Annotated in this window: 24 protein-coding genes; 23 read left to right on the top strand and 1 reads right to left on the bottom strand. The window is 39.0% G+C overall.

Annotated features, from left to right (window positions below):
* Positions 1–33: 33 nt before the first annotated feature.
* The 21 genes from ACLTD4_RS12340 (at position 34) to ACLTD4_RS12240 (ending at position 21,789) form a co-directional block, all read left to right on the top strand.
* Positions 34–486, top strand: coding sequence for an NUDIX hydrolase (locus ACLTD4_RS12340; protein ID WP_002603763.1), 453 nt, complete (start codon positions 34–36; stop codon positions 484–486).
* A gap of 287 nt (positions 487–773) precedes the next feature.
* Positions 774–2,267 (top strand): carboxypeptidase M32, encoded by a 1,494-nt coding sequence (locus ACLTD4_RS12335; RefSeq protein WP_055652978.1) that lies wholly within the window; start codon positions 774–776, stop codon positions 2,265–2,267.
* A 109-nt stretch (positions 2,268–2,376) separates the two neighbouring features.
* On the top strand, positions 2,377–3,306 hold the full coding sequence (gene cysK / locus ACLTD4_RS12330; protein ID WP_117620536.1) for a cysteine synthase A: 930 nt from the start codon (positions 2,377–2,379) through the stop codon (positions 3,304–3,306).
* 231 nt (positions 3,307–3,537) lie between these two features.
* Entirely contained in the window at positions 3,538–4,380 is an 843-nt protein-coding gene (locus ACLTD4_RS12325) for a tyrosine-type recombinase/integrase (protein ID WP_002603767.1), read from the top strand.
* A 238-nt stretch (positions 4,381–4,618) separates the two neighbouring features.
* Complete coding sequence (locus ACLTD4_RS12320) at positions 4,619–4,963, top strand: helix-turn-helix domain-containing protein (protein WP_117620537.1); 345 nt, start codon at positions 4,619–4,621, stop codon at positions 4,961–4,963.
* Between the two features lie 137 nt (positions 4,964–5,100).
* Positions 5,101–7,227, top strand: coding sequence for a polysaccharide biosynthesis protein (locus ACLTD4_RS12315; RefSeq protein WP_181988561.1), 2,127 nt, complete (start codon positions 5,101–5,103; stop codon positions 7,225–7,227).
* Positions 7,228–7,422: 195 nt separating this feature from the next.
* On the top strand, positions 7,423–8,247 hold the full coding sequence (locus ACLTD4_RS12310; RefSeq protein ID WP_117620538.1) for an aldolase/citrate lyase family protein: 825 nt from the start codon (positions 7,423–7,425) through the stop codon (positions 8,245–8,247).
* A 17-nt stretch (positions 8,248–8,264) separates the two neighbouring features.
* Positions 8,265–9,494: a pyridoxal-dependent decarboxylase gene (locus ACLTD4_RS12305; RefSeq protein ID WP_243008201.1), complete on the top strand. Its 1,230-nt coding sequence runs from the start codon at positions 8,265–8,267 to the stop codon at positions 9,492–9,494.
* A 9-nt stretch (positions 9,495–9,503) separates the two neighbouring features.
* Positions 9,504–10,208, top strand: a complete 705-nt coding sequence (locus ACLTD4_RS12300) for a sugar transferase (protein WP_117620540.1) — start codon at positions 9,504–9,506, stop codon at positions 10,206–10,208.
* Between the two features lie 44 nt (positions 10,209–10,252).
* Entirely contained in the window at positions 10,253–11,182 is a 930-nt protein-coding gene (locus ACLTD4_RS12295; protein WP_117620541.1) for a branched-chain amino acid transaminase, read from the top strand.
* Positions 11,175–12,347, top strand: a complete 1,173-nt coding sequence (locus ACLTD4_RS12290) for a glycosyltransferase (RefSeq protein ID WP_117620542.1) — start codon at positions 11,175–11,177, stop codon at positions 12,345–12,347. The genes ACLTD4_RS12295 and ACLTD4_RS12290 overlap by 8 nt, the downstream gene beginning before the upstream one ends.
* Positions 12,344–13,417, top strand: a complete 1,074-nt coding sequence (locus ACLTD4_RS12285; protein WP_117620543.1) for a polysaccharide pyruvyl transferase family protein — start codon at positions 12,344–12,346, stop codon at positions 13,415–13,417. The genes ACLTD4_RS12290 and ACLTD4_RS12285 overlap by 4 nt, the downstream gene beginning before the upstream one ends.
* Entirely contained in the window at positions 13,404–14,555 is a 1,152-nt protein-coding gene (locus tag ACLTD4_RS12280) for a hypothetical protein (RefSeq protein ID WP_147335866.1), read from the top strand. The genes ACLTD4_RS12285 and ACLTD4_RS12280 overlap by 14 nt, the downstream gene beginning before the upstream one ends.
* Complete coding sequence (gene wzy / locus ACLTD4_RS12275) at positions 14,527–15,948, top strand: O-antigen polysaccharide polymerase Wzy (RefSeq protein ID WP_147335865.1); 1,422 nt, start codon at positions 14,527–14,529, stop codon at positions 15,946–15,948. The genes ACLTD4_RS12280 and wzy overlap by 29 nt, the downstream gene beginning before the upstream one ends.
* Positions 15,938–16,810, top strand: a complete 873-nt coding sequence (locus tag ACLTD4_RS12270; protein WP_117620546.1) for an N-acetylneuraminate synthase family protein — start codon at positions 15,938–15,940, stop codon at positions 16,808–16,810. Before wzy ends, ACLTD4_RS12270 begins: the two co-directional genes overlap by 11 nt.
* Before the next feature lie 87 nt (positions 16,811–16,897).
* The gene (locus ACLTD4_RS12265; protein WP_117620547.1) at positions 16,898–18,079 is read left to right on the top strand and encodes an N-acylneuraminate cytidylyltransferase; all 1,182 of its coding nucleotides are present in this window, start codon (positions 16,898–16,900) and stop codon (positions 18,077–18,079) included.
* Positions 18,069–19,346 carry a flippase gene (locus ACLTD4_RS12260; RefSeq protein ID WP_117620548.1) on the top strand — a complete coding sequence of 426 codons (1,278 nt, stop codon included), beginning with the start codon at positions 18,069–18,071 and terminating at the stop codon, positions 19,344–19,346. The genes ACLTD4_RS12265 and ACLTD4_RS12260 overlap by 11 nt, the downstream gene beginning before the upstream one ends.
* 13 nt (positions 19,347–19,359) lie before the next feature.
* Complete coding sequence (locus ACLTD4_RS12255) at positions 19,360–20,415, top strand: Coenzyme F420 hydrogenase/dehydrogenase, beta subunit C-terminal domain (RefSeq protein ID WP_117620549.1); 1,056 nt, start codon at positions 19,360–19,362, stop codon at positions 20,413–20,415.
* A gap of 20 nt (positions 20,416–20,435) precedes the next feature.
* Positions 20,436–20,978, top strand: a complete 543-nt coding sequence (locus ACLTD4_RS12250; RefSeq protein WP_117620550.1) for a VanZ family protein — start codon at positions 20,436–20,438, stop codon at positions 20,976–20,978.
* Between the two features lie 161 nt (positions 20,979–21,139).
* Positions 21,140–21,580, top strand: a complete 441-nt coding sequence (locus ACLTD4_RS12245) for a DUF3796 domain-containing protein (protein ID WP_117620551.1) — start codon at positions 21,140–21,142, stop codon at positions 21,578–21,580.
* A 2-nt stretch (positions 21,581–21,582) separates the two neighbouring features.
* Positions 21,583–21,789, top strand: a complete 207-nt coding sequence (locus ACLTD4_RS12240; protein WP_055652964.1) for a helix-turn-helix transcriptional regulator — start codon at positions 21,583–21,585, stop codon at positions 21,787–21,789.
* Positions 21,790–22,134: 345 nt separating this feature from the next.
* On the opposite strand, the gene ACLTD4_RS12235 is transcribed toward ACLTD4_RS12240, so the two are convergent.
* Complete coding sequence (locus ACLTD4_RS12235; protein WP_002603784.1) at positions 22,135–22,968, bottom strand: YihY/virulence factor BrkB family protein; 834 nt, start codon at positions 22,966–22,968, stop codon at positions 22,135–22,137.
* A gap of 238 nt (positions 22,969–23,206) precedes the next feature.
* Here ACLTD4_RS12235 and ACLTD4_RS12230 point away from each other — a divergent pair, with 238 nt between their 5' ends.
* Positions 23,207–24,106 carry an SPL family radical SAM protein gene (locus tag ACLTD4_RS12230; RefSeq protein WP_055652963.1) on the top strand — a complete coding sequence of 300 codons (900 nt, stop codon included), beginning with the start codon at positions 23,207–23,209 and terminating at the stop codon, positions 24,104–24,106.
* Between the two features lie 28 nt (positions 24,107–24,134).
* Positions 24,135–24,909 (top strand): MFS transporter (locus ACLTD4_RS12225; protein WP_412331334.1); only part of this gene is annotated, 775 nt, incomplete at its 3' end.

The raw sequence follows: 24,909 nt of genomic DNA, 5'->3' as shown, positions 1-24,909 counted from the left end.
AGGGATGCAAGGTTTCAGTCTGGAGGAATTGCAATGATAGAGGCAACGAGCTGTGGCGGTGTGGTTATTTTTCGAGGTAAAATTCTGGTTTTATATAAGAATTATAAGAACAAATATGAAGGTTGGGTTTTGCCAAAAGGAACTGTAGAAGCGGGAGAAGAATATAAGGAGACGGCCCTTCGTGAAGTGAAGGAAGAGACGGGAGTCAGTGCGTCGATTATTAAGTATATCGGAAAGAGTCAGTACTCCTTTAACACGCCGCAGGATATGGTGGAGAAGGATGTTCACTGGTATCTGATGATGGCGGACAGCTATTACAGCAAACCACAACGGGAAGAGTATTTTATCGATTCCGGGTATTATAAGTTCCACGAAGCGTATCATTTACTGAAATTTTCCAACGAGAAGCAGATTTTGGAAAAAGCCTATAATGAATATCTGGATTTAAAAAAGAGCAACTTATGGGGGAATAAGAAGTATTTTTGATGCATGGAATCGTGGATATACACGGATCACACGAAAAAATGGATGCAGGAATGCCGGAGATGCCGGTTTCCTGCATTTTTCGTTTTTTGCGTTTGCAGGCGGAGACATAGGCAGACGGATAGTAGTAATTTCTGAGTTTTCGTATATACTGTTTGGTAAGACTGTCTCTTACCGTTTACAGTATGCCTTGTGGGCCGGATTTCCATACTTTACAGGATATGGCAGAAGAGGTATACTGAATACATGTTTGACAGAATATGAATAAAGAAGCAAGGAGATAAGGCATCATGAGCAAAGCATATGAAAGACTGGAAAAAGTACTGGAAAAGACAATGGCGTTACAGACCGCTCTGATTTTGTTTGAGTGGGATAATGAAACGCTGGCACCCGAGGAAGCCGGAGCCCATACGGCCAGAGTGATCGGAGCTTTATCTGAAGAGTATTACAACATGGTGGCAGGCGACGAGATGAAGGAAGCCATCGAAGCGTGTGAGAAGGAAGAGGGCCTCACAGACGTGGAGAAAGCCATTGTGAAAGAGGCGAAGGAGACGAGGGAACAGCTTGTCTGCATCCCGGCGGAGGAGTACCGCGATAACGCACAGCTGGTATCAGAGGCTACGAGAGTGTGGTCTAAGGCGAAGAAGGAGAATGATTTTGACAAATTTGTTCCCACTCTGAAAAAGGTAGTGGACTACCAGAAGAAATTTGCCTCCTACCGCGCAAAGGATGGCGTAAAGCTTTACGATTCCATGCTGGATTTATACGAGAAGGACTTTAACATGGAACTGCTTGATAAGTTCTTTGATGAGCTGAAAGAGGCCATTGTTCCCCTGATCCGTGAGATCAGGGAACGTGGAAAGAAGATTGAAAACGCCTTCCTGACAGGAGATTATCCGGAAGAGAAGCAGAGAGAGCTGGCGGAATTTCTGGCAGAGTACGTAGGCTTTGATTTTAATAAGGGTGTGCTGGCAGTCAGTGCTCATCCATTTACGACGAATTTGCACAATCATGACGTAAGAATTACGACACATTACAACGACCATGTGGACAGTTCCCTGTTCTCCGTGATCCACGAGGCGGGCCACGGAATCTATGAACTCGGTATCGGCGACGACCTGACACAGACACTGGTGGGCCAGGGCGCTTCCATGGGAATGCATGAATCCCAGTCCAGATTCTTCGAAAATATTATCGGCCGCAATGCCGCCTTCTGGGTGCCGCTTTATGAGAAGCTCCAGTCCATTTTCCCGGAGCAGTTAAAGGGAGTCAGCAGGGAACAGTTTGTGGAAGCCATCAATAAGGCAGAACCGGGCCTGATTCGTACGGAGGCGGATGAGCTGACATACAGCCTTCACGTTCTGATCCGGTATGAGATCGAGAAGATGATCATCGAAGAAGATCTGGATTTAAAGAAGCTTCCGGAGATCTGGGCGGACAAATACGAGGAGTACTTAGGAATCCGTCCTGAAAATGCCTCCGAAGGCGTACTGCAGGATATTCACTGGTCTCAGGGCTCCTTTGGCTATTTCCCATCCTATGCGCTGGGCAGTGCGTTTGGGGCACAGCTGTATTACCATATGAAGAAAGAGATGGACTTTGAGGGCCTTCTGGAGAGAGGGGAGATCGGAGTAATCCGTGAATATTTACGGGAAAACGTCCATCGTTTTGGCAAGCTGAAGACCAGCAGAGAGATTCTGAAGGATACGACAGGAGAAGATTTCAATCCGAAATATTACATTCAGTATCTGAAGGAAAAATACAGCCGCTTATACGATTTATAGAAATATTTTCCATAATCACAAAAAAACAGTTGACAAATGGCAGTAACAAGACTAAAATCAGTAAAAAGAATTCATATAAGAATACTATGAATTAGAAAAGAGGATGATTATGGAAAAGATCAGAAAGAGTGCAATGGAACTGATTGGCAGCACCCCGCTGGTAGAGCTGACTAATTACGAGAAGAAGCATCAGCTGAAGGCATCCGTCATCGCAAAGCTGGAGTATTTAAATCCGGCAGGCAGCGTGAAGGACCGTGCGGCGCTGTTTATGATTCTTGATGCGGAAGCGGCGGGAACCTTGAAACCGGGCGCAACCATTATCGAACCGACTTCCGGTAATACCGGCATTGGCATTGCCAGCATCGCGGCGATGAAGGGCTACCGTGCAGTTCTCACCATGCCGGAAACCATGAGCGTAGAGCGCCGGAATTTACTGAAGGCCTACGGTGCGGAGATTGTACTGACCGATGGCAAGAAGGGGATGAAGGGAGCGATCGCGAAGGCAGAAGAGCTGAGAGACGAGATACCCGGATCCGTGATCATGGGGCAGTTTGATAATCCGGCGAACGTGAAGGCTCATAAGGAGACGACCGGTCCGGAGATCTGGAGGGATACCGATGGCACTGTGGATATTTTCGTAGCAGGAGTCGGAACCGGCGGAACGATTACCGGAACCGGCGAATATTTAAAGAGCCAGAATCCTGACGTGAAAATCGTAGCGGTAGAACCGGAGGGATCTCCCATTCTTTCCGGCGGAAATCCTGGTCCTCACGGACTTCAGGGCATTGGCGCCGGATTCATTCCAACGATCCTGAACCAGGATATTTATGATGAGATCATTCGTGTGAAGGACGAAGATGCCTATGTGACCGGTCGTGAGATCGCTCAGAATGAAGGAATTCTGGTTGGTATTTCATCCTCGGCAGCGGTATGGGCTGCAAAGGAACTGGCCGGAAGACCGGAAAATGAAGGGAAGAGAATCGTTGTTCTGCTTCCAGATACGGGAGACCGGTATTTCTCTACGCCGTTGTTCTCCTGATGTATATAGAAAAAGTTCGCCGCAGGAATGTGATTGGTTCCTGCGGTTTTTTCGTATCATCAAGGTGCTTTTTGGTGATATAGATGGTTTTACGATACCTCATCGGCCTGTTCCTATACGGCTGATGGGGCATTTTTTATGCATGAAGCTATGGGGGTGTGCTAAACTTAATTGCGGCAAAGGGAAATGTATGAGTATGCAACAATACGAATGGGGAAAGAGGTAGAAGGAATGAATGGACTTAAGATTAAAAGAACAGAAGTTGAAGAGTTTAAAAAATATTTAATTATGGAAGAGAAAAGTAAAATAACGATTAAAAAGTATATTCATGACATCGGATGCTTTTTAAGCTATATAGGGAAAAATCCGGTGACCAAAGAGCGGATCATCAGCTACAAGGAGTCCCTGCAAAAAAAATACAGCGCAAGAAGTGTGAACACCATGCTTGCTTCCTTAAACAGTTTCTTTCGCTGGCTGGATCATCCGGAATTTCTTGTTAAGCAGCTAAAAATACAGCAGCAGGCCTTTTGCCTGGAGGAAAAAGAACTGACGAGACAGGAGTATGTCCGCCTGGTAAAAGCAGCGAGAAGGACCGGCAATATCAGGCTGGAGATGATCCTGCAGACGATCTGCTGTACGGGAATTCGAGTGAGCGAGCTGAGTTTCGTGACGGTAAAGGCTGTCAGGCTGGGATACGCAGAGGTGTGCTGCAAAGGGAAAAACAGAAGGATCATGATACCGGGAAATCTGAGAAAAAAACTGCTTCTTTACATACAGAAAAATGGAATCGAAAAAGGGGAGGTGTTTATCACGAAGGCCGGCAATACCATGGACAGAAGCAATATCTGGCGCAAAATGAAAGGTCTGGCGAAAGAAGCCGGGGTTCTGGCCGATAAAATATTTCCGCATAATCTCCGTCACCTGTTTGCCAGAAGCTTTTACGAAATTGATAAGGATATTGCGAAGCTCGCAGATGTGTTGGGGCACAGCAGTATCAATACAACAAGAATCTATATGATTTCCACTGGAGAGGAACACCGGAGGCAGCTGGAACGGCTGCGGCTGGTGGTTTGAGGGGATACAACATAATAAATATTATGTTGTAAGCATAACTATCAGATCTGTTTTAAACCGAAACTCCATATTATACTAGCACGCATTTCGACTTTTTACAACTCTTAAAATCCAAAATCCCCTAAAATATGTGAATGAATTTTTAAAACACTGTTATCCGAATGTAAGCGGCAGGCGACTTGTCGTCCTATATACAACATAATATTTATTATGTTGTTTGGGCGAAAGGCGGGATGAAATGGTTACCTATAACAGGCAGGAAGTAGGCAAGCGTCTGGGCTGCCGTCGACGCGAAATGGGACTGACCGGGGAGGAAATGGGAAGAAGAATCGGGAAGAATGGCCGGTATTACCGGGATATTGAGAATGGCCGATGCGGCATGTCTGTTGAGACATTAATTCTTCTTTCTGAGGAGATGGGATTGTCACTGGATTATCTGATCTACGGCGCCTCGCCTGATGACAGCGGTGACCGGCTGGATGAACAGAAGCAGATTGTAAATAGATTGTCCCACTGCAATGGACGCATTCGTGAGGGGGCGGTGAATCTGTTGAAGGTTTATTTGGAATCTGTTCCAAAGTGATGTGGATAAAAGTTATCCCGATTGTATACAACCCGATAGATGCAATGAACAGATAACCCCGAAGTTTTTTGGGGTTAGGGGAGAATGGAGTATGAAGTACAGTGAAAGTTAATACAAATGAACGAAAGAATAATAAAATAGCGTTAAACCATACAAATAATAATACCTCAAAAAAAAGACATATCGAACATTGGAAAGTAGTCGCTTTCTATCTCATCATATATGACATAATCGCAGTGAATTTTTCTTACTTTTTTGGTTTGTGGCTGCGGTTTGATTTGCGTTTCTCGAATATTCCACAGACATACCTTAATTCATACTTGAGATTTGCACCGTTCTATACGGTGTTTGTGTTGGTTGTATTTTATGCGCTGCATCTGTATAAAAGCCTATGGAGATTTGCCAGCTTTAGTGAATTAAATCGAATATTTGCATCGAGTGTGATTACTACAGTATTTCATATTGTATGCATCACGTTGCTCATAAAGCGTATGCCAATTTCTTATTATGTGATTGGTGCAGCCATGCAGCTTGCATTGGTAACTGCAATACGATTCGCTTATCGCTATATTACGTTGGAAAGGACGCGAAGAGAGAGAAGCGTTAAGGCAGTTCACAATGTAATGGTAATTGGAGCTGGTGCCGCAGGACAGGTTATATTAAAGGAATTAAAAAGTTCAACAGAAGTCCTGTCAAAGCCATGCTGTGTGATTGATGATAATCCTAATAAATGGGATCGGTTTATGGAAGGCGTGCCCATCGTTGGCGGGCGCGATTCGATTATGGAATCGGTTGAAAAATATAAGATTGACCAGATTTTATTAGCGATTCCAACCGCATCTCCAAAGGATAAGAGGGATATTTTAAATATCTGTAAAGAGACCCATTGCGAGCTGAAGAGCCTGCCGGGGATCTACCAGCTGGCCAATGGCGAGGTATCGCTGAGCAGGATGAAGGCAGTGGCAGTAGAGGATTTACTTGGAAGAGATCCGATCAAGGTAAATATGGAAGAAATATTCCAGTATATCAAAGGAAAGACCATACTTGTCACAGGCGGAGGCGGTTCCATTGGTAGTGAACTATGCCGTCAGATCGCCGGGCATGAGCCGAAACAGCTGATTATCTTTGATGTTTATGAAAATAATGCCTATGACATTGAACAGGAACTGAAAAGAAAATATAAGGATAAGCTGAACCTGGTTGTTCTGATCGGTTCGGTGCGGGACAGCAGAAGAATCAACATGGTATTTGAGAAGTATAAACCGGATATCGTATACCATGCGGCCGCGCATAAGCACGTTCCGTTGATGGAAACCAGTCCCAATGAGGCGATTAAGAATAATGTTGTAGGAACCTATAAGACGGCTTATGCTGCGTTAAAACATGGCACACAGCGGTTTGTGCTGATCAGTACGGATAAGGCTGTCAATCCGACCAGTATTATGGGGGCGAGCAAGCGGCTCTGTGAGATGGTGATTCAGAGCATGGACGCAGTCAGCAAAGAGGGCAGGGTGGAGCTGCTGCCATTTTTGTATGCACATGTGAATAAAACAATTGATGGTCAAGTTGTGGCGGATCCTGTGGATCATATAGCTGTTGAGGGTTTAAGGGAAGAAAAAAGCATGGACGCCACTAGAGAAGGAAGAGGAGCGAGAACTCAATTCGTGGCGGTTCGATTTGGGAATGTACTTGGAAGCAACGGGTCTGTGATTCCGCTATTCAAGAAGCAGATTGAAGCAGGCGGGCCTGTAACTGTTACGCATCCGGACATAGTTCGTTATTTTATGACGATACCGGAGGCGGTAAGTCTTGTAATGCAGGCAGGTACTTATGCGAAGGGAGGAGAGATCTTTGTTCTGGATATGGGAGATCCGGTTAAGATTGATATGTTGGCCCGAAACCTGATTAAATTATCCGGATATGAACCCGGAGTTGACATCCAGATGGCATATACAGGCTTGAGACCTGGTGAAAAGTTATTTGAGGAGAAGTTGATGGCTGAAGAAGGAATGCTTAAAACGGATAATGAGCTGATTCATATTGGGAAACCGATTCCGTTTGATAAAGAGGTGTTCTTGACACAGTTGGAGGAGTTAGCCGAGGCGAGTTATGAGAACAGTAATCGCATTATCGAGATGGTTGAGGAAATTGTTACGACATTTCGGCCGGTGGGGGATAAGCCTACGGGGAATGAGGTTGTGAGAAAGAGTCAGGGTGGAAGTGCGATGGTGGAAGCGGCGGTTACGAAACAGAAGGGTAAATGAGTGGAAACTTGCGGGTTTTTAGATGTTACATGATACCAATTATCATATATTTGAAGAAACGAGTGCTCTTCTCCTTTTATGATAGGAAGAAAACCATATAATGCATTTTTAATTAATATGAATAACTAACCAAAAAACTTTTGCAGAGTATAAACTACTCCAGGTTTAATTATAAGAAGTCTGGGAGGATAAAAAATGTCACTTAAATTAATGTATATTACCAATAGGCCGGATATTGCTCAGATTGCTGAAACAGCAGGAGTAGATAGGATTTTGGTAGATATGGAATATATTGGGAAAGCTGATCGACAAGGGGAGCTGGATACAGTTCAAAATCATCATACTTTAGAAGATATTAAAAAAATCTCGAATTCAATTGTATTGGCTGACTTGTTGGTAAGAGTAAACCCAATACATAACAAGACAGATCACTACATATCATCGGAGGAAGAAATTGACAGGGCAATAGAGAACGGTGCAAAGATTTTGATGTTACCATATTTTAAGACAGTAGCTGAAGCAGAGATGTTTATAAAGATTGTCGCTGGTAGAGCGAGGGTGGTGCTTTTACTTGAGACTCCAGAGGCAGTTCAAGTTGTAGATGATATTCTGAAGCTGGATGGATTAGATGAAATTTTTATAGGGCTTAACGATTTGAGTCTGGGATATAGAAAAAAGTTTATGTTTGAACTTTTGAGTGATGGTATAGTAGAAGATTTGTGTTATAGGTTTAAAAAAGCAGGAATTCCATATGGATTTGGAGGAATTGCGGCATTGGGAAAAGGAGATCTTCCTTCTGAGAAAATTATTACGGAGCATTACCGATTAGGATCTACATGTGCCATATTATCAAGAAGCTTTTGCAACGTTAGTAAGATTCAGCATTTGGGGATTATAAGTGATACTTTCATCAATGGTGTAAAGGAAATTAGAAGATTTGAAGAAAAGGTTTCTATACACAGAGATTTTTTTACTGATAATAAAAAAGAAATTAAAGAGATAATTCAAAAAATAGGATAGCTTACAGAGATCCAGTGATGGAGAGAGACAGAGAGATGGAACTGAATTCAAAGGTTTTGAGCCAATTAAGAGATAAGTATGGAGATGCATTTTATTTACTGGATACAGCTCAATTCAAAGCCAATTATGTTGAATTAAAAGAAGCATTTTCAAGCTTATATTCAAATTTTAATATAGCATACTCCTATAAAACGAATTATACACCAAAGTTATGTAAAATCGTTAATGAGTTCGACGGATATGCTGAAGTCGTATCGGAAATGGAAGCTGAACTGGCATTACGAATAGGAGTATGCCCTAAAAAAGTTATATGGAACGGTCCAATAAAAAATCCACTTGAACTTAAAAAATTTTTGCTGCAGGGAGGTTCTGTTAATATTGATTCCTTAGAGGAATGTTTGTTTATTAAGAAAATTGCAGAGCAGTTCCCAGATCATACCATTAATGTGGGAATTCGCTGTAATTTTGATGTGAGAAATGGGGAATTGTCCAGATTTGGCCTGGATATTGATAGCAATGATTTTAAGAAAGCGCTGGATTTCATTAAGATGGCAGACAATTTGAAGATGATCAGTTTACAATGCCACTTTGCAAATCGGCAAATAGAATTTTGGCCGGCAAGAGCAAAAAGCATGATAGATGTGATTGACAGGACCGGTATAGTTCCAGAGCGGATCGATCTGGGGGGAGGTTTGTTTGGAAAAATGGAAGACTCATTAAGAGAACAGCTTAGTATTGATATTCCGGATTATACTGCCTATGCAAAAGCTGCTGCCACATTGTTCTCAAAGCATTTTTGTAATATGGAAAATAAACCAGAATTGTTAATTGAACCAGGCACTGCTCTGGTTGGTGATTGTATGAAGTTTGTCGGGACGATTAAAACAATAAAGAAGGTGAGAGGAAAGACAATTGCAACTGTTTTGGGAAGTCAGAAAAATATAAGTATGACAGGCGTGAACCCGCCTATGAAAATATATGCGATGGGTGAAGAACAGCGAGAATATGAAAATGCAGATTTTGCGGGATTTACATGCATTGAATCAGATATGCTTTATAAAGAGTATACTGGAAAATTCGCCATCGGAGATATGGTAGTAATAAGCAATTGTGGTTCCTATTCTCTTGTTATGAAACCGCCTTTTATTTTGCCAAATTTCCCGGTTATAGACATTTCTCAAGGTCAAACGGAGGTAATTAAGCAAGCGGAAACTTTTGATGATATATTCCATACTTACAATATATGAGGAAAAAGTATGTATAGGTTTAGTTTAGTGTTAAAAAGAGGTTTTGATATAATATCTTCTTTGACTGCAATTGTTCTGTTGATTCCATTATGGATTGGAGTATCTATTGCAATCAAACAGGATTCAAAAGGGCCAGTATTTTTTAAACAGGAAAGGCGGACAAAAGACGGCAGGGTTTTTCAAATGTTGAAATTCCGATCTATGATAGTGAATGCTGAAAATATAGGGACAGGCCTGTTCAATTATGAAAATGATCCCAGAGTAACAAAAGTTGGACGCAGACTCAGAAATAGTAGTGTTGATGAGTTGCCACAGCTTTTTAACATATTATCTGGAACGATGTCAGTGGTAGGTCCCAGACCTTGTGTCAAATATGAATTGGGAGATTTTGATACTTTGAATCGTAAATATAAAAAACGGTTTGAGGTTAAGGCAGGATTGACAGGATTGGCACAGATCAAAGGAAGAAATGAGATATCCTGGGATGAGAAGGTAAATTATGATAATCAGTATGTGGATCAATTTAAAAAGTATGGTGTAATTACGGATATCAGAATTTTAATGGAATCAGTTGTTAAGGTGCTCAGGAAAGAAGACATCTGCGAGAACAAAGCAGATGAATCCTTGGAGGATGTAGAAGCTGCGAGACTGGTGGAGAAAGAAATTATTCGAATTGCTCATATACAGGAAGAGGAAATGAAAGGACAGATATGATTTATTAAAGATAATATGGAAATAAAACCGGCGGAGGCAGAGCAATGAAAACTGATATTTCAAACAGGTTAATATGGTTTAAGGGGGAAATTCTGAATGTAAATGATGCTAAAATAAATATTCTGGCACCTACATCTCAGTTTGGACTGAATGTTTTTGAAGGAATCCCCTGTTATTGGAATAACGAAGAAGAACAACTATATGCATTTAGATTGGATGATCATTATAAACGACTTATCAGATCGGCAAAATTAATTCAGATTGATTGCAGGTATACAAAAAAAGATTTCACTAAGGCGTTTATTGATATCATTAAAGCAAATGAGTATGAAGAAGACCTTTCTGTAAGACAAACACTATTTATTGATGGATTTGGTTCCTGGGGCTCGGCAGAACCGGTCGAAATGTTCGTGGCTCCCATTCCAAGAGGCAGAACAAGTGCAGAGTACAATAAAGAAGGCCTAAAATGTTGTGTGACATCCTGGAGAAGAATCAGTGATGAGACATTGTCCCCAAGAATTAAGTGTGGCGCCAATTATATGAACAGTCGTGTTGGACAGAGAGAAGCTTTAAGAAATGGATATGATACATGTATTTTTTTAAATGAGGTGGGAAAGGTGGCTGAAGGCCCAGGCTCTTGTATTTTTATTGTAAAGGCAGGAGCAGTTATTACACCTAAGCTTACCGATAGCGTTTTAGAAAGTATTACCAGAGACACCATAATTCAGATAGCAAAAGCAAACGGAATAGAAGTAATTGAGAGGACTATTGACAGAACAGAACTTTATACATGTGATGAGGCATTTCTCTGCGGTTCCGCCATGGAGGTAACATCGATACTGAGCGTTGATAAAAATGTTATTGGTAATGGAGATACAGGGAATATTACAAAAACTCTGCATCTTACCTATTTAGATGCGGTTAGAGGAAAACTCAGCAAGTTTAAAGAATGGGTGACACCAATATATGAGTGATGTGAAAAATTTAAAAAACAGGAAAATATTAATAACTTGTACAGATGTAATGATGTTTCAGTTTATTGTCCCGCATATTCAGTATTTAGATAAATTAGGATGCAAAGTAGATATTGCGTGTTCAGGTGCAGACGGGTATCAAAATGAAGGCTATTTAGGAAAAATACAAAATAATTTACCTGATGTATCAAAATGCTTTTTTATAAGAACGGAAAGAAATCCCTTTAGCTTCCATAATATGGCTGGCTATAAAGATCTGAAAGTTGTTATTTATGCGTCCAATTATGATTTGATATGGACGAATGAACCTGTTATGGGAGTATTAACCAGACTTGCAGCAAAAAGATATAGATATAATGGCGGCAAAATAATGTATTTGGTCCATGGGTATCATTTTTTTAAAGGAGCCCCCAGAAAAAATTGGCTGTATTATCCAATAGAGAAAATAATGTCAGGGTATTGCGATGCAATAACTGTAATTAATTGGGAGGATTACTATTTTACTAAGAAGTATTTTAAAACACCCGTTTTTCATATAGATGGGATTGGTCTTGATCTTGAGAAATATAAAAATGTAAGTGTTGATTATAAGAAAAAAAGAAAAGAACTCGGAATTAAGGAGAATGATATATTAATCATATCTGTAGGTGAATTGCAGAGTAGAAAAAATCATGAAGTGATTATCCGGGCAATTGCAAAATTAAATAATCCTAATATTAAGTATATAATTTGCGGCAGAGGTGAGTTACTCGATGATCTAAAAAAACTGAGCAGCCATTTGAATTTGAATAGTCAGATTCAATTTTTAGGACATAGATATGATATTGCTGAAATATTAAATGTTGCTGATATATTTGCGCATCCATCTCAAAGAGAAGGTTTAGGTATAGCAGCAATAGAAGCAATGTCGGCGGGGCTTCCTCTTGTTACATCTAATATTCAGGGTATAAAGGATTATGTAAAAAATGATGAAAATGGATATGCCAATCCCCCGTATGACATTGACGGTTTTGCTGAGGCCATTAGTAAATTAATTTTAAATCCTGAATTAAGACATAAAATGGGGTGTAATAATCAGTTATGTGCAGAAAAATATAGCATAGAAAAAAGTGTCACGTCTGTTGCAAAGATATTGGATAATATATTGGAGAGTGACAATAGATGAAAAAAGTTGGAATATTAACATTTCAGGATGCGGATAATTATGGCGCAATGCTTCAATGTTATGCATTGCAAAAAAAGATAGAAGGTATGGGAAATAAATGTCTGGTAATCAATTATAAATGTGATTATTTGTCTAAGCCTTTTTCAATAGCAGCATTAAAGAGAAAAGGAATGGTTCGGTATATACTCGGAAATATAAATGCGATTGTTCGAAAACCAAGAAAAAAGAAATTTCACGAGTTTCGCCATACGATCCCAATGACTGAACGAGTAAAGAAGCAAGATTTGAAGGCATTAAATGAAGAATTTGATATTTTTATCGTTGGCAGTGATTGTGTTTGGAATGATGATATTACGAATTTTGATACAACATATTTGTTAGATTTTGTCTATGACAGCAGGAAAAAGAATAGTTATGCAGCGAGCTTTGGCTTTTCAAAAATGAAGATGAATATGAAAGCCGGCTATTCGAAATATTTAAAAGAGTTTAATTCTTTAAATGTAAGGGAACTTTCCGGAAAAGAAATTCTTAATAAAATTGGTGTTAATGCTGCTGTAGTATTAGATCCCACATTATTGCTGGATTCTTCTGAGTGGGATAATGTGACGGTGGATTTAAAAATAAATGAAAAATATATCTTTGTCTATCAATTAACGCCGTCTAAGTATTTGCTTAAAATTGTACGCCAACTTCAAAGAAAGACAGGCTACAAAGTAGTAATTATTCCGTTTCCTGTTGGCGGCAGTCTAAAAGCCGACAGTCATCTAAACTACGGACCAGAAGAATGGGTTACATTGATTAGGAACGCCGAATACGTTGTAACGGATTCTTTTCATGGCACAGCATTTTCTATCATATATGGCAGAAAAGTATATTGTTGTGTGAATGAATTGGCAACACGAATTATAAGTTTGCTTGAATTGCTTGGATTGAATGAGTGTTTATACAGTAATAATCGGGAATTTGAGTTAATGGAAGTTATAAACTATGATGAGGCATACTTGAAATTGAGAAAAGAAAAAGAAAAAAGTCTGAAGATTTTAAAAGGAATTATACATGATGGAAAGTGATGTTTTATTTATATGTTCAACTAATTATACTATTCTAAATTCGATAAATACAGTTACGCATAATTTAATAGACAGCAGAGATAAATCGGATATTGTTATTTTTCTTAGAAATAAGGATATGATTCCTTACATAAAAAAAATGTCTGCTTTATGCATTTTTAATAATGTGTATGTGTATAGTTTTATAAACTATGGAACGTCATTGGAAAAAATAAAACTGATTCTTTTGCCTGAGCTTTTTCTGAAAAAACATAGTGTTTATGATTTCGGAATTCTTGATTTTAAAAATAAAAGTAATTACAAAGTAATAATTACTCAGTCATTGTTTTATAGTATGCTTTTCAAACGGATATATAGTGATGCCGATGTATATATGTTAGAAGAAGGCCTTAGCAGTTACACTACTAGAACGATCAGTAGAAAGAGAAGAAACACTGCATATAATTTACTGAATAAAATATTGTTTCGGGGTTTGGCAGATGAGATTAAAGGCCAGCTGTTATATGAAGAAGAAATATTTACTGGTGATAAATCCACTATTCCCATAAATAAATTGCCCAAAATAGATGAAGATGAAACGAAAGTATTAAAAGCGATATTCGGAAATCAAAATAATGTTATATATCATAACAATGAAGTAGTATACCTGGGAGTACCTTTATCTGGTCTTAGAGGTTTACTGAAAAATCCCAGGAAATGCAAGACTAATTTTGAAAAAAATTGTGAAGATATATTACATTGTACATTGAGAAGCTTTTTAAAAAAAAGTATTATTTACAGAAAACATCCTCTAGAAAAAGAACGTGATATCGATATTACAGAAAACATTTGTATCGATATAGAAAATAATATGTGGGAGTTGGAGGCAGCAGATTTTGTAAATGAGGATTCAATATTAATCAGTTTTTTTTCTACAGCAGCTTTTACTCCTAAATTATTATATGGAAAAGAACCTTATTTGCTCTTTTTATATAAACTTATTAGAGAACCGGTGTTTCATGCAGACCAGGTAGTAGATGGGCTGCGAAGATGTTATTTTAGACCGGAAAAAATAATGGTGCCAGAGACAATAACGGAATTATTAACATTAATAGAAGGATTAGAAAGAGGTGAAGCAGTTGAACAATATGAAGGTTAGTCGGCTGGCTATCGTGCAGACAGTCTTTTCTTTATCTGTTATGCTTCTATTCTATGCAGATCTTGGACTTAAATTTAATCAGGTGGTTCTTGCTGTAGTCTTTATTGAATGTGCTGTTGTATCAATGAAGGATAGGTTCTTTAATGTTTATCAGATATTTCTTTTAATGATGTTTTTCTTTAATTTGTCTATTCCTTTTTTTAACTTATTTGGTTTGTATGACTATCCGGATGATAATATGTTTAATTATAGCGCAGGTATAAGAGTGGCTATTTCGACGTCTTCTTTACAACAGACCTATGCTGTATTGACAATATTATTATTAGGTACATCAGTGGGCTGGTTGCTTAATAAGAATCAAGCTGCGAAAAAAACAGGCTTTTGTACTAATGAAACAGCTTCTTTTCATCTGGGAAATTGGATATGGGTAAGGAGATTGTTTTTACTAATACTGCCGTTTGAATTTCTATATGAAATAATTCTTGTAAGATTTGCTATGGAAAATGGATATGTTGCAACTATGCATCTGCATTCTTATTTGGACAGCATATCTAAAATATTGGTATATATAGATTATATTTATCCTTTTGCAGGATTAATGGCATTATTTATATGCAGAGATAAAAAAGATTACTTTAAATATGCAACTCTCTATTTGCTGCCCTATGTGGTTCAATTATTTACAGGATTGAGGGGAAACATGATAAGTATCTTATTGGCTGTGTTATTTTTATATTCCTGGAATTACCGTCAAATTAAAATACGGGAGGCAGTAAGTGCATTTGTTATTCTGTTTATAGCGATCATATCGATTGGCGCAGTACGCTTCTCTCATGATGTTAATGATATTTCCAGGGTTTTTTCAGGCGGTCTTACCAAGGCGATAATTGATGAAATTTGTTCTAATGGTGAAAGTATTGCTGTACTATCTTACACAATACAATTGTTAGAGAGTTTTACAAATAAGGTGCCGTTTTTGTTTGGATATATATTTGCCATTTTTTCATTCTCAAGTAATTATTCCATTGATGGAATAATGAACAAAAGCTATCTGGCCCAACATATTACTTATTTACTGAATTCTTCCAAATTATTAGGCGGCTCTACTATAGGGACAGCAATTTCAGCAGAATTTTATGAATTTGGACAAGGTAACTATTTAGTGGTTTTTATACTAAGCATTTTATTACTGATGATTGCAAATCTATTTATTAGAAAAATGTATAAGAATCCAATGTGGTTTTATTTTGCTGTTAGCTATATACAAAACTTATTTTTATCGCCGCGAGGTTCAGTAATGAAAATTTTTAGTAAGTTATCCCTTGCTTATATAGTGATATTTATTTTTTTATCAATTTTCTTTAGAAAGAGAGGAACTGACAATGAGTATTAATAAACCTTTTATTATTGCAGAGGCGGGATGCAATCACATGGGGAAGATGGAAATCGCGTATGAATTGATTAATACAGCAGCCAGGTTTTGTAAAGCAGATGCGATTAAATTCCAAAAACGTTGTCCCAGGGAACTGCTGACACAAGAGCAATATAATGCCCCTCATCCGAATCCTGTAAATTCATATGGTGATACATATGGAGCCCATAGAGAATATTTGGAGTTTACGGTTGAACAGCATGCTCAACTGAAAGCGTGGTGTGAAGACGCAGGCATTATTTATTCAACATCCGTTTGGGATATGACAAGCGCTAAAGAAATTGCATCTCTTGATCCTGCGTTTATAAAAATTCCGTCGGCATGTAATACTCATTTTGAGATGCTTCAGTGGCTTTGCGATAACTATAATGGAGAAATCCAGCTTTCATTTGGTATGACAAATCATGGGGAAGAGGAGCAGATTGTTAAGCTGTTTGAACAAAATAATCGTTCAAAAGATTTAGTATTATTTAACTGTACTTCAGGATACCCTGTTCCATTTCATGATGTCTGTTTACTTGAAATTAACCGAATGAGGGAACAGTATGAAGAACGTGTTAAAGCCATTGGTTTTTCTGGTCACCACCTGGGGATTGCCATAGATACTGCCGCTTATACGTTGGGGGCCAGTATTATTGAGCGTCATTATACACTGGATCGTACATGGAAGGGAACGGATCATGCTGCATCTTTGGAACCAGATGGAATTAGAAGACTGGTAAGAAATTTGAATGCTGTTTATGATGCACTGACTTATAAGGAGTCCGAAATTCTTCCAATCGAACAGGTCCAGCGGGATAAATTGAAATATAGAAAGCACTAAAGTTAATATAATGGATGATGATGCATGGTATTGTGTTAGAATATAGCTAAATTCAACAACGACTTTAAATATATAGGGAGAAAAAATATGAATGTTGCATTTATACCGGTCAGGGGAGGAAGTAAATCCATTTCTTTAAAAAATATTAAAATACTATGTGGGAAACCCCTTATTTATTGGACATTAAAAGCAGCTTGTGATTGTAAATATATTGATAAAGTATATATTGCTACGGATAGCGATAAGATCCGAGAGACTGTTGAAGCGATTATAAATGGTTCTGATGTAGAGGGATTTTCTAAGGCGATCGTAATTGATCGTTCTGCTGAATCTGCATTAGATACCGCTTCTACTGAGGTTGCTATGTTGGAATTTGCCAATAACTATGTTTTTGATAATATTGTACTGATTCAGGCGACATCACCTCTCCTGGCCAGTAATGATTTAAATCGAGGCTTCGAAGTGTTTGATGGGGAGAATACTGACAGCGTTCTATCTGTTGTTTTGCAAAAACGTTTTCAATGGGGCAAGGATAACCTGGGATTTGTGCATCCGACAAATTATGATGTTTTTAATAGACCGCGTCGTCAAGAATTTAATGGATATTATGTGGAAAATGGCGCATTTTATATTACCTCAAAAATAAATTTGCTTAACTCTCAAAATCGTATATCTGGAAACATCAAAGCGGTTGAAATGAATGAAGATGCATTTTTTGAATTAGATGAACCAAACGACTGGTTAATAATTGAAGCTCTTATGAAGAAAAAAGGGATTACCCTGTCAACTGGGATACCAGAAATAAAGATGCTGTTAACGGATTGTGATGGCTGCCTAACCGACGGTGGAATGTATTATTCAGAACATGGAGATGAGTTGAAGAAGTTCAATACGCGTGATGGTATGGGGTTCAAACTTCTTAGAGAAAAAGGGATAATTACTGGAATTATAACAAGTGAAGACGTCGATCTTAATAGACGCAGAGCTGAGAAAATGCAACTTGATATTTTTGAGGCAGGGTGTATAGATAAAGTAACCACGGTAAAGAGGATCTGTGAAGAAAAAGGTATTTCAGTTAAAAATGTTGCTTATATTGGCGATGACATTAATGATCTTGAAGTCATCCGGATGGTAGGATACGGCTGTGCTCCCGCCAATGCTATGCCACTTGTCAAAGAGGCTGCAAAATATATTACAGCAGCCAGAGGAGGGGAAGGCGTTATCCGGGAAGTGGTCGAAACATTAGAACTGAGGCGTTATGATAGATAAATCTATAAAACAAGTATTTTTCAATATTGGCTGGCTGATCTTTGATAAACTTTTTATACTGGCTATGAATCTGATAGTGATTTTCACTATAGCGAATTACTATGGGCCAGAAAAATATGGACTTTATCAATATTCCTTAAATATCGTACTTATACTTGAAGTGGCTGTTCAACTAATTGACGGCCGTGTTGTAAAGAAGCAATATAACGAAGATAATTATGATGAGGTAGTGTTTAATGTTACATTAGCTAAATTGTTACTTAGTATTATTATAATGGGAATAAGCTCTATTGTAATTCTTTTTTCAAAGAGAGAAGAAGAATTTTCATTCATTCTTTTTATTCTGTTATTGGATAGTATCGTCAAAAATCTGCGATTTGGTATGGAGAATAGATTTGAGTATATTCTTCAGTCAAAGAAGGTGGTGATTGCATCAAATATTGGACTGTTAACTGGAACCTTTCTTCAATTATCAGCAGTCTGCTTTCATGCATCAATAATTTATTTATCACTAATACAATTGACTGCAACATTTATAAGTATGGTAATTTTATATTTACAATATAGAAAAAACTTTCGCAGTCATGTGTTTAAACAGAAGATCAATAAATTGCTTATTTTAGATATCGGGAGAGAAAGTTTACCTCTTGCAATAGCATCTGCTGCAGCTACTATATATACAAGATGTGATTCGGTTATGTTAGGAATGATACTTACAACAAAAGAAGTTGGTATTTACTCAATATCCTCAAAATTGATAAGTACTATTCAAATTTTAGCTATACCAATTCAAACTACAATCTATGTAAAAATGCTGGAGTGGAAGAAAGACCCGATTAAATATGAAAAAAATTATATTAGAATAACATCTGCTGCAACATGGATATCTATAGTTGGGGTTTTACTTTCTTTTATTGTACTGCCATATATTTTTACCCTTTTGAAACCAGATTATTTACCTGCGATAGATTCCTATAAAATTTTGTCTGTTGGATCTATCTGTGCATATAATGCTGTATTGAGAAGCTGTCACTTTACCATTACAGGAAATGGAAAAATATTGATGCAGACGCAGATTATTACAGTTATTATTAATATACTCTTAAATTATAGTTTTATTTCTGTCTGGGGAATGAACGGAGCAGCTATAGCTACGGCAGTATCGCAATTTATATCCCTGATTGTCTCAAATATTTTTTATAAAGATGCCAGATTTGTTTTTAAGGCACAATGGAAAGCATTAAATCCAATTCATATAGTCCAATAGGTGAGATTAAACTATGAAAGATATAATTACAGATAAATTTTCTTGCTGGAAAGCATATTCAGGCTATATTTATGATACTGAAAAACTAAGAAATTCTGCATCAGGAGGAGCCGCCACCATTCTATCTGAAGTTATGATAGCAGAAGGTGGTATGGTGTTTGGTGTAAAATACTCAAAGGATTTTAAAACTGCTGAATATGAATTAGCCTCTACCAGTGAAGAATTAAAAAAATTTAGAGGGTCTAAGTATATTTTCCCTGAAAAAAAAGTATTGTATAAGAATGAAGTTAAAAGTGTTTATCATGTTGTTGGTGATTTGTTAAAAGAACGAAAGAGAATTCTTTTCATAGGATTAGGGTGTGATGTAGGGGCATTGCTTAAATATTTGGAACAACAAGGTATACAGATAGAAACTTTGACAACAGTGGATCTGATATGTCATGGGCCAACGTTGCCTGAAGCGCAAAAATATTTTATTGAAGAGATAGAAGAACGATACAAGTCTAAAACTATTAGTTTCTCTGTAAAATATAAGAAGAAAAGCTGGGTACCTCCTTATCTTCGGGCGGAATTTGAAAATGGAAAATGCTATATAAAGGCCTTCTACGATTCAGATTTAGGATTTGCAATGGATCACTATTCTCGTAGTTCATGTGCAAATTGTCAGTTTAAAGGAAATAACCACAAAGCTGATATTACGATCGGCGATTATTGGGGGATTGATGAACGACAAAGCGGATATAATGCCTTGGGTGTTTCTGTGCTTTTAACAAAATCAGCGAAAGGTATTAACTATATTGAAAAGTGTAATCAAATGGGATTTCATGTAGAATCTGCCGATGTATTTCATGTTTTATCAAATAATAGAATGTTTTTTGAGAGTCGTAAAGCTGATCTTAATCATGCTTCGTTTAAAAAATGTTTGTTTCAATATGGATTACATAAAACAGTATTACGGGAAAGAGGAATAATTACTACACTATTATTGAAACCCAAAAGGCTGATAAGTACATTAATGCCGACTTCTTTAAGAAATAAACTTAAAAAATTGATAAAGTATGGTGAATAGTAATCAGAAAGTGTGATCTCATGGATTTATACCAAATTTTTATTTCACATAACCGTGTATGGACATTCTGTGAGATTATGTGTTTTTCAGTGCTTTTTATAATAGCAGCAATTATATCATGTGCATTGTTGCGATATAAGAAGATTGTTTTATCGCAGGCTGTCGCAGGATTGTTATTACTACTTTTTTTAGGAATTGTATTTGGTTCAACGGTATTTACCAGAACACCTAAGCCATACTTCGATTATGAACTTGAACTGTTCTGGTCTTGGAAAGCAGTTTACAATGGTAATCAGGAATTAATGAAAGAAAATCTACTAAATATGATACTGCTGTTTCCCGTGGGAATCTTATTGCCCTTTTTGCACAGACATAAACTTTCATGGTGTAGGGGGCTGATTGCAGGTATTCTCATTTCTTTATTCATTGAGACTAATCAATTGATTTTCCGCCGGGGACTATTTGAATGGGATGATATGATTCACAATGGAATTGGTTGTATGAGTGGCTGTATTATTAGCAGTTGGTTTATGAAGCAAGATAAAAAGGGAAGGAAAAGCTGATCGCAAAAGTTATAGAAAGAATTGTAAGGTTTATAGGGGAATGTAAGAGTTGTGCATATAAAATGCTTTATACCAGTATTGATAAGGGATTGACAATCAACACAGAGAAGTGATATATTTATCCTATAAAGAGATAAATATATCACCACAAGGAGGCTGTCATGAATAATAAATACTCCGCAGGTCAAAAACCCACTTTTACCAGAAAAATCAGTCCGAAGATGGGGCTGTTAGGTTTTTTGGGGTTGTCGGGATTTCTGGGTTTTCTGCCCCAGTTCTTTCGTGAAGACGGTATTTTGCCTGTGCCGTTTCCGCTGATATTTTTCTGCTTTTTTGGATTTTTCGGTTTTTACTATGAGGGGAAGATGTCCGGTACGATGATTGATGAGCGTTATTTAGCCAATGAGAACAAAGCCAGTGCCATAGCTAACAAAGTGGCCCTTACTCTGATTATCGCTGTGGCGCTTCTTTCCATGTCGGCATTTCGGATCAATAATCCATATGTGATGCTAAAACTTTTAATTGCTGTTATCGGTTTTGCATTTGGCTTATCGCTGTTTCTTCAACAGTACCTGCTGTACCGTTTTGAAAATGGAGAGTAGCCATGGGGGAATTTACGTGCAATCTTAAGAAGTACAGACAAATGAAGGAGATGACCCAGGAACAACTGGCTGAAAAAGTCGGTGTAAGACGGGAAACTATCATGCGCCTGGAAGCGGGCAGATACAATCCATCGCTGAAGCTGGCGATCGATATTTCGAGAGAGGTGGAAACACCAATCGAAGTTTTGTTTATTTTTGAGGAAAAATAGCCATATATACAGTAGAACTGTGATGGTATGGCAGAAGATCCCTTGTGGATTATCAAGATTGTTACACTATAACAAAAATGCGTCACAGTTACTGCCAAACAGTAAAATCATGAACACCTGTCAAACGGGTGTTTATGATTTTGCGCATTAAGCGTTCAACCGGCTAAAGTCATAAGAAGAGCAGGCTGTACATCAGCCTGCCCACATGTAAAGGGAAGAATTACCACCATCCTTGATCTGGGAAAATGGTGCTTCAATCCCTCATCTTCATTTTCTCAAGTCATTAATTCCATAATCCTGAAACACTTCGCGCTCCGATCTCTTGCAGGCCACCTGGCATAACCGTTATCCTGCCTTTTTCTGCTCCTTCCAGTCCCCAGAATAAAAATAATTAATTTCCGCCCCAAGAAACAGTATACAGATACACACATAGAGCCACAGCATCAACAACACAATAGCCGTAAGGCTCCCGTACATAACAGAAAAATTGCTGAAATTGTTAAAATAAATGGAAAATGCAAATGAAAATGCGATCCATCCCAGTGTGGAGAAAATAGCGCCGGGCAGCTGCTTTTTAAAATGCTGCTTCTTTTCCGGCACATACGTATAGAGGAAAGTGAAGCAGATCGTCAGGATCAGTAGGAGCACGGTCCGAAAACTGATGACGTAGTGGGTGATCTCTGCAACGACCGGAAAATGGTGTTCGACGAATCCCTGAATCGAACTTCCGAGAACCAGCAAAACCAGCGTCAGAATGCAGATCAGCATGAATATGATGGTATAACCGGCGCAGATCATCCTCGTCACCACGTAATTTCTCTTCTTCTGTTTCCCGAATACCCGGTTCAGTCCGCGCTCGATGCTCAGCATGCCGCGGGAGGCCGACCAGATGGCGGCGATTGCCGTTACGGATAAAACGGTAGCGGGAGAGTTGGTATAGATATTTTCGACGACGCCGAAGACCAGGCTCTTTAGGTTGGCCGGTACCAGACTTGTAATTACCTGCAGCAGGTTGGACTTTGTTATCGTTGGTATCAACTGGATCATAGCCATCAGCAGCATGATGAACGGAAATGCCGCGATGATGGTAAAAAAAGATGCCTGAGCCGCGTAAACAGTCATTTCATCCTTGCTGAATTTGTCGTAGATCTGTTTGCCTCGCAGTATTAATCCAATCATGATATCCCCTTTTTGTTAATGATATAACTAAAATATTACCATGACCGCAAAAAAATATCAAGCAAGACACCGGAATTTCAAATAGTTATGGTTCATGGTTGTTGCAGTTCACGGTTATAATTTTTCGTAACAGAAAAATTATTTTGAAAAACAAAGTAATTCTTTCGAAAATAAGTTGCCCTACCGTACTGCATTTGATAGAATGGTACTAATGGAATCAATCAGAAAGGGAGCGCGTATGGAATATATACCGGCGAAAACCATCGTGACGAAGACGAAGAGCTCCGAATGGTTCGGCATCGATTATAATATGAATATTTATAAAGGCTGCTGCCATGGCTGTATCTACTGCGACAGCCGGTCTTCCTGCTATCGGATCGAACGGTTTGACACGGTGCGGGCCAAGGAAGACGCCCTGCGGATTGTCCGGGATGATCTGCGGCGGAAGGTGAAGACCGGAGTGGTAGGCACCGGAGCCATGAGTGATCCCTATAATCCATTTGAAAAGGAGCTGGAGCTGACCAGACATGCGCTGGAGCTGGTGGACGCCTTCGGCTTCGGAGCAGGGATTGCCACAAAAAGCACTCTTTTAAGAAGGGATGCGGATATTTTAGAGAGCATAAAAGAGCATTCGCCTGTAATCTTAAAAGTGACGGTGACGACTGCGGATGATGAGCTGGCGGGGAAGATCGAACCCGGCGTGCCGTCCTCGACCGAGCGGTTTGAACTGATCGATTACTTAAGCTCCAGAGGGCTGTTTACCGGTATTCTGCTGATGCCGGTCCTTCCGTTTCTGGAAGACAGTCCGGAAAATATTACGGCTGTCGTGAGAAAGGCCCATGAGGCGGGAGCTTCTTTTATTTATGCGGCTTTTGGTGTGACGCTCCGTGATAATCAGAGGGAGTGGTACTATGATAAGCTGGGGCAGCTGTTTCCGGAGCGGGATCTGGCGGCGGAATACAGAAAACGGTACGGAGAACGCTACGAATGCCGGAGTCCGGCGGCAAAGCGGCTCTGGGCCATATTCGCGGCAGAGTGTGAGAAATACGGGATTCTGTACCGCATGAAGGACATTATTCACGGGTATAAGAAGAATTACGAAAACAGCCAGATGAGTCTGTTTGATTTTCTGCAGTGAAAACAGAGAAAGTGAGAGGAAACCTTACATGGGACAGGAGAAAAAAGAAAAGCTTACAAAAATGGAGATAGACTGGATTCTGTACGATGTAGGAAATTCCGCATTCGTGCTGCTTGCGACGACGATTTTGCCCATTTACTTTAATTATCTGGCGGGACTGGCGGGCGTCTCCGAGGTGGATTATCTGGCCTATTGGGGATATGCAGCCTCGATTGCTACGCTGCTGGTGGCCTTTATCGGTCCGGTCTGCGGCGCCATTGCCGATACGAAGGGGTATAAGAAACCAATATTTATGATCTGTATGATGGTGGGCGTTCTGGGATGTGCCGCACTTGCCATACCAAAATCCTGGATTGTATTTTTGGTGGTATTTGTGATTGCAAAGGTGGGCTACTCTGCGAGTCTGGTGTTCTACGATTCCATGCTTCCGGATATCACAACGCCGGAACGTCTGGATGCGGTTTCCTCTCATGGTTTTGCATGGGGGTATATCGGAAGCTGTGTTCCGTTTGTGTTCAGCCTTGTGTTTGTTCTGTTCTATGAGAAGATCGGCATCACTATGGTGACTGCCATGGTGATTGCGCTCATAATCAACGCCCTGTGGTGGTTCCTGGTGACGGTGCCTCTGCTCCGCCACTACAAACAGGTTCACTATACGGACAACACGGAGTCGGGACGCGGAGTGGTGAAGGAGAGCCTGCGCCGCCTGGGGCATACGCTTCTTGATTTGAAGAATCATAAGAAGATCTTTGTTTTCATGATTGCATACTTCTTCTATATTGACGGGGTCTATACCATTATCG

Source organism: Hungatella sp., assembly GCF_046966825.1.
Note: the sequence above shows the minus strand (reverse complement) of the source record. Positions and strands in the feature narration are given on the sequence as shown.